Annotated in this window: 12 protein-coding genes and 1 tRNA gene; 8 read left to right on the forward strand and 5 right to left on the reverse strand. The window is 60.5% G+C overall.

The window, feature by feature from the left end; translation table 11 throughout:
- Nucleotides 1-25 precede the first annotated feature (25 nt).
- Entirely contained in the window at nt 26-850 is an 825-nt protein-coding gene (locus XI03_RS21900) for a hypothetical protein (protein ID WP_271593310.1), read from the forward strand.
- A 411-nt stretch (nt 851-1,261) separates the two neighbouring features.
- On the opposite strand, the gene XI03_RS21905 is transcribed toward XI03_RS21900, so the two are convergent.
- Nucleotides 1,262-1,378 (reverse strand): methyl-accepting chemotaxis protein, encoded by a 117-nt coding sequence (locus tag XI03_RS21905; protein ID WP_271593311.1) that lies wholly within the window; start codon nt 1,376-1,378, stop codon nt 1,262-1,264.
- A 974-nt stretch (nt 1,379-2,352) separates the two neighbouring features.
- On the opposite strand from XI03_RS21905, the gene XI03_RS21910 reads away from it, so the two are divergent.
- Nucleotides 2,353-2,428: transfer RNA gene (locus XI03_RS21910), tRNA-Ile, on the forward strand.
- 242 nt (nt 2,429-2,670) lie between these two features.
- On the opposite strand, the gene XI03_RS21915 is transcribed toward XI03_RS21910, so the two are convergent.
- The 3 genes from XI03_RS21915 to XI03_RS21925 form a co-directional block, all read right to left on the reverse strand.
- On the reverse strand, nt 2,671-2,973 hold the full coding sequence (locus tag XI03_RS21915) for a Wadjet anti-phage system protein JetA family protein (protein ID WP_271593312.1): 303 nt from the start codon (nt 2,971-2,973) through the stop codon (nt 2,671-2,673).
- Nucleotides 2,974-2,979: 6 nt separating this feature from the next.
- Nucleotides 2,980-3,294: a hypothetical protein gene (locus XI03_RS21920; protein ID WP_271593313.1), complete on the reverse strand. Its 315-nt coding sequence runs from the start codon at nt 3,292-3,294 to the stop codon at nt 2,980-2,982.
- A gap of 363 nt (nt 3,295-3,657) precedes the next feature.
- On the reverse strand, nt 3,658-3,891 hold the full coding sequence (locus XI03_RS21925; RefSeq protein ID WP_271593314.1) for a hypothetical protein: 234 nt from the start codon (nt 3,889-3,891) through the stop codon (nt 3,658-3,660).
- Nucleotides 3,892-4,299: 408 nt separating this feature from the next.
- Between XI03_RS21925 and XI03_RS21930 the strand changes: the two genes are divergently transcribed.
- The 6 genes from XI03_RS21930 (at nt 4,300) to XI03_RS21955 (ending at nt 7,801) form a co-directional block, all read left to right on the forward strand.
- Nucleotides 4,300-4,521 (forward strand): response regulator transcription factor, encoded by a 222-nt coding sequence (locus XI03_RS21930; RefSeq protein WP_271593315.1) that lies wholly within the window; start codon nt 4,300-4,302, stop codon nt 4,519-4,521.
- On the forward strand, nt 4,518-4,658 hold the full coding sequence (locus XI03_RS21935; protein ID WP_271593316.1) for a hypothetical protein: 141 nt from the start codon (nt 4,518-4,520) through the stop codon (nt 4,656-4,658). Before XI03_RS21930 ends, XI03_RS21935 begins: the two co-directional genes overlap by 4 nt.
- Before the next feature lie 457 nt (nt 4,659-5,115).
- A complete protein-coding gene (locus XI03_RS21940; protein WP_271593317.1) occupies nt 5,116-5,289 on the forward strand; it encodes a hypothetical protein in 174 nt (57 codons plus the stop codon).
- 105 nt (nt 5,290-5,394) lie between these two features.
- Entirely contained in the window at nt 5,395-6,567 is a 1,173-nt protein-coding gene (locus XI03_RS21945) for a sensor histidine kinase (protein WP_271593318.1), read from the forward strand.
- A gap of 46 nt (nt 6,568-6,613) precedes the next feature.
- A complete protein-coding gene (locus XI03_RS21950) occupies nt 6,614-6,868 on the forward strand; it encodes a hypothetical protein (protein WP_271593319.1) in 255 nt (84 codons plus the stop codon).
- A 684-nt stretch (nt 6,869-7,552) separates the two neighbouring features.
- On the forward strand, nt 7,553-7,801 hold the full coding sequence (locus XI03_RS21955) for a hypothetical protein (protein ID WP_271593320.1): 249 nt from the start codon (nt 7,553-7,555) through the stop codon (nt 7,799-7,801).
- Nucleotides 7,802-8,045: 244 nt separating this feature from the next.
- Here XI03_RS21955 and XI03_RS21960 read toward each other — a convergent pair.
- Nucleotides 8,046-8,252 (reverse strand): DUF6894 family protein (locus tag XI03_RS21960; RefSeq protein ID WP_271593321.1); only part of this gene is annotated, 207 nt, incomplete at its 5' end.

The raw sequence follows: 8,252 nt of genomic DNA on the forward strand, positions 1-8,252 counted from the left end.
AGGTGCCATCGAGAGTTGTCTTGTGATGTCCAACCTATTTCTTTTTGTCTTTCTCTGTGGGGGTGTTGGCGCAATGATTCCAATCGCCTTATGGTGTTTCCTCGATGTGCACCGCCGGCGCAACCAGCGTCTCGTTGATCTATTGAGCTACGCTATCACGGTGGTCGCTGTCATTAGTGCCGCTTTTTCGCTTGTTAATGATAATCGGCAATGGACCGACGCGATCAAGCGGATGCAGGCGAGCGAGAAACGTATCGGCGCCGGTTTTGACGACGTCGTTGAATACAGCAGGATCTGTCAGCCACATCTTGCAATGTCTAGCACGCGGCGTGCCGAATGCGACCAGCTGTGGGCATACCTAAGCACTCGACTAACAGGCGTGCCCGGAGTGCCCTCTTTGGTGGCCCTCCCGCATTGGCCGGCCTTTTCAAATCCAGCCGTGAGCACATTTGCGGACAAGGTCGTCAAAAGGGTTACCGAGGCGAACAAGGCCGCGCTTGCATACTCTCAAATCCTAACGATAGGTCCTGATCCGGCTGAAGCAACTTTCCGGAATTGGGGCGCTCCGCTTCTTGCCTTCGCAGTTGGCTTGGGGCTTGCGCGTCGCTTCCTTGATCTTTGTCAGGATTGGAAAGCTAGCGAACCCAAACGCAAGCTGCTGCGTGCCGTTGCGCCAAAGGAGGAGATTGGGCGGTCTCCTGGCACAACATATGAGGCACGCAGTCAGATGAATGATTCCCAACCGGCAGCGTTACAACTGCCGCGTTCCGAACCGTTTGCGACCGAGGACCTCTCGAAGTCGCCGTCCGGTGCCCAGTTTGAAGACTCACGAGCTGGTCGGTCGGTTTAAAGAAGCCTGATTGCATGAGAAGGATTGTTGGGCTTGGCGGAATTACCCTATGCAGCCCTGAGGTTCGCCATAAGGCGGTCGAGCTCGCTCCGCCAGCGGCGAGCCTTCGCACGACTGCGACTTGGCGGAATTCAAAAGTTGCTGCGAAGCCGCCCGGTTGCGGGGGCCCCGCAGTTGACCTGGCCGATGTCGGTCGCGTCGACCTGCGTGCCCTGGGGAGGCTCTGCAGTTAGGGGGCGATCTTCTGCGGGTTGCGCCCTTCTGCTCCATTCGCGCGCTGGCGATGGAAGTCGCAATCGTCGAAATCTGTCTGATGGTCGCCCCGATCTCTGTGATCGTGGTAACGGGCTCCGCGGACGCGCCTTGCATTCCTGCAATGTGTGAGGAGATCTCATCCGTTGCGTTGGCGGCCTAGGTTGCCAGCAACTTCACCTCGGTCGCGACGACGGCAAAGCCGCGCCCAGTTTCACCTGCGCGCGCCGCCTCGATGGTGGCGTTCAATGTGAGCTGGTTGGTCGGCTCGGCCATCGTCGTGATAAGCTTTACGACTTGACTGATCAGCCGCCCTGCATACGACAGCTTTCCGATCGGGCCGTAGTCTCTCGTGCCTGCGCGACGACGGCTGCCGCGATGCGGCTTGAGCTGCGCACCTGGCGGAGATCTCCTCGACGGAAGCCGAAAGTTCTTCGGCGGCAGCAGCGAGAGCTCCCGAGCGGCGCTATGCGCAGGTGCGGAGGCGCCATGCGTCCTCAGAGACTTCAACGCCGCGTTTTGCGTCGAAACTGCAATCGTTTTCGCGTCTTGTTCCGTGCGGCGATGAGAAGCGATAACTCTGCAGTATCCGGCCGATGCTTTGCTTCGAAGCGCGATTGTCTACGAGCGTGCCAGAGCGGTACCGGCTATCCTCGAGCAGCTCGCAGCGTCGTTCTCGGTTGCGCCGATTGGACTGATCGTAAGGTTACTCGCCGTCGACTGTCGTGACAACCGCGCGAGATCTGATTTTGCAGCAGGTACCACCGTACAGGGCGCTCTGTCCGTAGACGCAATTTGAGCAACGCTGGCGTTCTCGTGATTTTAATGCAGAACTCTGCCAGATAGCTATTCACTTGATGACGTCTTTCGGAGCCGTGGCTCATCTCTGTTCCTGGGCATTCTTCTGCGCGTATTCGTCCAGAAGGGCAATTTTCCGCAGGTCTTATGCGCTGATCTGCCCTTTGCGGCCGATCTCCGCAACAGACTTGATGACGCGAGCTGAACGAAGGTTAGCTCAAGTCGGCCCAGAGCACCGCCCGCTCACGCGCTACAATGCGGTCCACTGTCGTGTATAAACGCCACGACATCTCCTCTTCAGCGGCGCGAAAGGCTCACCTTCACCTCTCGGCCTATCTTCCAACGGAGCGGGTTAAGACATGGCACCTTTCAATTGGTATTGCCACGATGTGAGTCACCCTGTAAACGAGCCCCGCACCGTTCGCCGGCCGTCCTTCAGCGGCACTCGCGCCGGGCCTGTAGCTCAATGGTTAGAGCCGGCCGCTCATAACGGTCTTGTTCCTGGTTCGAGTCCAGGCGGGCCCACCATCTTGTATGTATTATTATTGTGATGATGATATGATGTATGTTGTGCGGACACTTTGAAAACGACTCGATTTCCGCTTTGAGAACGGCTCGATTGCGTTTTGAAAGCGACTCGATCTTAGAAGATCGTGACCCACCTATCAAATTTCTCCCAGATTTTTTCGGACGGACTTTTCAAGTAGCCGAAAAGTAACCTGGCTATAGCGGCGGCGGCGGTACGGGTTGTTGGACGTCTTGAGCCGCTTTTAGTCGGCGATCAGCAGGCCCTCGACGAAGTCCTGGAAGAAGGTGCGGAGGATGGCCGCCGCGTTCGGATTGCCAAGAATCCGGTCCTCAATCTCGCGCATCCCGGCGAGGATGCGACGCATGCTACGGACCAACCGCAAGGCCGTGTCGTGCGCGTTGGCCAGACCCTGAGCCATGGTCTCGGGCTCGCGGTACGTGGCCTCAAGGTTGTTCTTTACGTCGACTACGGCACCGGCCACTCGCACGCGGCTGTTGCCGAAGTCGGTGATGGCGCCCGGGACCATGAACGCGTCGGGGTTCATGTCGACTTAGGTGCGCCACTTCTCGGATTCTTCGCTGAGCCAACCGGTGTCGCGCAAGCGGTAGTAAGCGAGGTAGTGAGCCTGAGTGGTGGTCTGATCCTCGTCCGGATCGCCTTCGGAGAGCTCTCCCATGGATCCGATCCCGGACTCCGAGAGCCCGATCTCGATCTGCTTCACGACTTCTTCCCGGAGAGGTGTCTCGAGGATACGGGCCGAATAAACCCTCTCGTAGAGGCGCATCAGGAGACGGGCATAGACGTGCTTCTTGGGGCCCGACAGAGGCTTGAAAAGCGTCTCCGGAACATAACCAAAAAGCTTCATCGAGCGGTCGCCTTCAGTGGGCCGATTGAACCGTGGCGGCCCCTCAACCGCAAGGAAAAACTGTGATGGCGGCCGAGATCGTCAGGCTAGATCGGGCCCCTAAGCTTGACTCGTGCCGAGAAGGCCGACCTTTCACCAGGCGACGCCTGCTGGACCTCGCCATGCGATACCACGCGAAGGGCGGTCAGACCTCCGCCCTGCCGCGGCCGAGCGTCCCTTGCCTACACCGCGCACGACGCCGCCGGCGTCGATCTTCTTCGGACAGGCGAAGCCTGAAGCCTCGCAGCAGGGAGACGATCTATGGAAGCGACATCGCAGGTGAGGAGGTCACGATGATCGATACGCCGTTGATGGGCTACACACTCACGAGTGGCCGTCTTGACCTGCAAGAAGCTCCCTGACGGCCTTTTCCGAAATGGCAAGGACATTGCTGACGCCGGCGATCCCACTTCGATGATCTTTCGCGCGACCAGCTCGCACAGCGGATCGCTGCGATCCACCAGATTGAGCTTGCGCCGCGGTGTTGAAAGCCAGCTCGTAGACGTGGCGTTGCTCCGCTGACAGATTGGCTTCCAGCAGCAGGCGACTGATTTGCATGGTGCTCCCGTGTTGGTTTGGCGGGAGCACAAGCGGTCTCTCAATCACCGATGGTAGCCTAGATCCGTTCGGTGATCAGGTAAGTACATTCCACTTCCGACCGAGAGTCCAGCGCCGACGATGATCCGCTGACCAACTCAAGATGAGCGGCCGCACTTCAGTGCCAGTGTCAGCTTCCAGCGCCTCGATCGCGGCCTCAATCATCACGCGGCTGAGCAGTTCGCGACACAGGCTAGGCGCCCTCGTTGACGTTCAGGTTTCCGTGCTGCCGGATTTCCGCTCCAAGCGTTAACGCGGAGTGCCTGCGCTCGCCCGGAAGTGGATTGCCGTAGAAGACTCGCGGAACTGCTCAAGCCTTCTGCAGTTTGAGTTTCAATCGCCAGACCAAGACGCTCGGGACTATCGTAGGTGCGCATTCTCGTCGTGGAAGACGACCCTCTGATCTGTGAGTTCGTTGTTGAGTGTCTCCGCGAGGAGGGCTTCGACGTGATCCACGCCGCGGACCGCGAACAAGCGCTGTCGTGGTGTGGTCGCCAGGTCGCGGACGTCCTCGTCATCAACGTCCAGCTTCCGGGGGACGATCGACGACTGGGAAACGTTGTCGTTACCAGCAGCCCGACCTTCCCGTGATCTACGCTACCGGCTTCTCGCCGGTCAACCCGCGCCCGGTCGCGGGGAACCTGACGCTGCACAAGCCGTACCATCCGGAGCAGATCGTCGAAGGCATCCGCGAGGTGACGGCCGGACGACCACATCCGATCGACTGAGCCGTCATGACGCAACCACAAGCTGGAACGCTTGGCTTTGCGCAAGAACGTCCCTCGGAGGCTTCAACGGCTCCTGCGTGCTGTCATCTTCAATCGCTCCGACGAGACCGCGCCCGCAGCTACGGCCGAGCGCATCTGCACGCGCTGTGGCCGCAAATTCGAGCTGGTCCGCCCCGTGCTCAATCCGGGCGACGGCCGCACGGTACTCATGTACGAATGCCGCTGCGGCGAGCCCACCTGGTCCGAGTAGGCGATATACTTGCGCCACCGGGAGCGCCCGACGGCCCTCTCTGCTGCAGCGCATCCAGTTGAAAGACGCACTTTCGATTCACAAACGTTATGGTGCGCCATCAACAACTGCCGGTACTTTGGCCTGATGGAGAATGAGCCGAGGAAGCGGCGCCGCCGCTTCAAACAGACTACCTCGCTCGCGGACCGGTTGAGGACAGCCGCGGACATGGCGCGCGAACGCGCGGAAGAAGCCGCCGAAGGCGTGCAACGCGAAGTGCTGCTGCGGAAGGCCCTCGCCGCCGAAAACGTCGCGCAACTTGAAAGTTTTCTGACCGGCGGTCCGGCCAGCATCCCCGCTCCAGCCCGCGCGAAGCGGCCGTCCAAGCTGCCCAAAGTATAGCGCATCACGCGACCGAAAGATGCGGCCAAGCCTGCCCATCGTGCTCGAACAGACGCAGCCGCGATGGCAAGATGACTTCCTCAGGCACCAGTTGGGTCCATCGCCATGCGGTCGCAGATCCAGTCTTCCGAGCCGATCGCGACCGTGTTCATCACCGACCAACTCGCCGGCCGTCAGGCCGCGGCGCCCGACTTCCTGCGCGAGAAGGTCGCGATCCAGGACCTCGCAAAAGTCATGTCCGACCATCCGGACGAAGTGCTGCAGCGTCTCGTCAAGCTCGGCATGGAAATCTGCGAAGCGCACTCGGCCGGCATCAGCATCTTCGAGCCTGAGCCCGGCCAGTTCCGCTGGCATGCGCTCGCGGGAGAACTCGCCACCTTCGAGGGTGCCACGACCCCACGCAATTTCAGTCCTTGCGGCGTGTGTCTCGATCTCGCCCAGCCCATCCTCATGGAGCGCCCCGAGCGGGCCTACGATTGGATCCGCGAGGCGGGCATCACCGTGCCGGAGGTGCTGCTCGTCCCGCTTACCCTGAAGGGCGCGGATGCGATCGGTACGCTCTGGCTGGTCGCGGCCCACGTCGGACACTTCAATAGGGAGCATGCCCGCTTCATGTCGGAGCTCGCGGCGTTCGCCGGCATGGCGCTGCGGATGATCCAGAGTGAGCAACGCCTCAGCCTCGCCATGCAGCAGCAAGAGACGCTGATCCGCGAGATGAGCCATCGCATCAAAAACCTTTTCAGCGTCGCCAACAGCATGGTCCGGATGACCGCACGCAACGTGGAGACCAAGGAAGAACTCGCCGAGTCCTTGTCGGGACGGCTGCACGCGCTGGCCGAGGCCAACGCGCTGATCCGCCGGTCCTTCGGCACGAACGTGGCGGCAGTGGCGAGCTTTTCCGACCTCGTCGAACGCATCCTGCGCCCGCACGAGCGGAAGCCGTCGGTATTGGATGGGCCTGCTCTCGTACTGGGCGAGCAGGCCGCGAACCATCTCGCCCTCATCTTCCATGAGCTGGCCACCAACGCCGCAAAGTACGGCGCCTTGAGCCGCGAAGGCGGCTGCGTGACCGTTTCGTGGCGGGCGGAAGGAGACCGGGTCCGGATCGCCTGGACCGAGAACGGCACTTGCGAGGTCGCAGCGCCCGAAACCATAGGCTTCGGCACCAGGCTCGTGGAAATCACGATCGAACGGATCGGCGGCGAAATCGAGCGCGACTGGCGTCCGGATGGGCTCCGCGTCCATATCGCTCTACCGCTCAGGTCGTTGCGAAGCTGAGCGAGAAACCAAACCTCCGCGATGCGATTGATCCCGCGGAGGACTGATGGCCCACAACGAGAAGACAGTTGCCCGGCGGTCGGACGGCATAGGATGGAGCCTGGCCGGAGCGCTTGGTCTGGCGGCCGTGGCGTTCCTTTTCGAGCGCACCGTCGCGCCCGACCAGGCCGACCGTTCCGAGCGGGAGGGGCAACTTCCCGAGGCCTGGCGTGACGCCTCGCCTGCCGGGGCGGCGACCGAAGGCGGGGGTTGCGGGCGTAAAGCGACCTCCCCCGCCGACATCCCCACCAGAGCATGGTAGGACATCCTCTGGCCGGTCTACGGCAACATCGGCGACCACCGCATCCTCGCCCGCGCCGCCGGCATGACCTACTACAGCCTTCTGGCGATCTTTCCCGGATAGCTGCGCTCGTCGCCATCTACGGGCTGTTCGCGGATCCCAGCACAATCGCAAAGGAGCTCGACGATGCATCCGGCTTCATTCCTGGCGGAGCGGTCGACGTCGCCCGCGAGCAGCTCACCCGCCTTTCGACGCAGGGCGACAGGACGCTGGGGCTCACATTCGCTAGCCAATGCAACGGCCTGATCGTCTCCTCGCCTGCCTGCCCAGAACGTGATCGCGCCCCGAGAAGCCAGGGTCAAGCTGGCCGCGGCGAAGGTGACGATCTGGCGGAGTGCTTAGTCAATGTCGGCCTTTTCGGCGATTTGAGCTTGCGGCTGAGATCGTCGAAACGAATTGACGGTCCCCGTGTGGCGATCCAAAGTGTCAATCTTTAAGGTTGATGAGTGAAGTTAACCCAGCACCGTGTTTGTCGTGGCAATGGTTGTCCGGTATCTACGAATGAGCAGAGGACCGAGGCATGCTTGATAGAACGCAGGACGCAATTGCATGCTGGCGAAGACGGGATCGTAGTCGTTACCTCGTGCCCATCGTGTTCACGGAAGCCGCCATAATCGCAATGATCGCCTGGATTGCAGCAATTAGTTGAATAAATTGGAGTTTGATCACGTGGATTTTTTACTACCTGCCAAGGCGCCCGACGAGGATTTCGCGGGCCTTTCCGATCATTTCATTACTCGGATGTACGAGTTTATTCGTGATCAGGTTGCAGCTGACGCGGTGGCCGGCACGCGCCTCGTGGGAATGCCGGCGAGGCATCGCGCAGACAGGTTGCTTGCCGAGATCAGCCGCAGGGGCCTGTACAGCAAGCCGATCGATTGGCCGGCGACCTAGTGCGTGCACTCACAAGGCAAGGCGACGATGATCAAGTGGAAAGTATCTAGTCGTGTTAGGCTTTACTGCTTTTTACCAAGGAGACAAAACAATCAGCGACGTTGGTTCTTCTCGCCCGGCCGATAACATTGCTTAATCGGGTCGCGGAAGACGTTCACCGACAGCGTTTTTTATCCCGTGGAGCCGACGCGCTAGCCTGACGAGCGCTCCGTCATTTCCTGAAGAATGAGCTGTACGGTGGCTTTCACACAGTCGTGGAAACGAGAGGCTCCTGAAACAGCTCGTTTTCCCATTCGTCGCGCACCGAAATGAACTTCTCCTGCCGCACGGCAGCGGGGTTAGCTGTGCCCAATCGATGCGCAATGAAGCTCGCATGCTCCTTTGCAGCGTTGTCGTCAGCCAACTCCTGGCCGAACATGTTATGGGCTGGAGTCGAGCCGTTTAAATGGAA

Source organism: Bradyrhizobium sp. CCBAU 65884 (assembly GCF_028128835.1).
Taxonomy (GTDB): Bacteria; Pseudomonadota; Alphaproteobacteria; order Rhizobiales; family Xanthobacteraceae; genus Bradyrhizobium; species Bradyrhizobium ottawaense.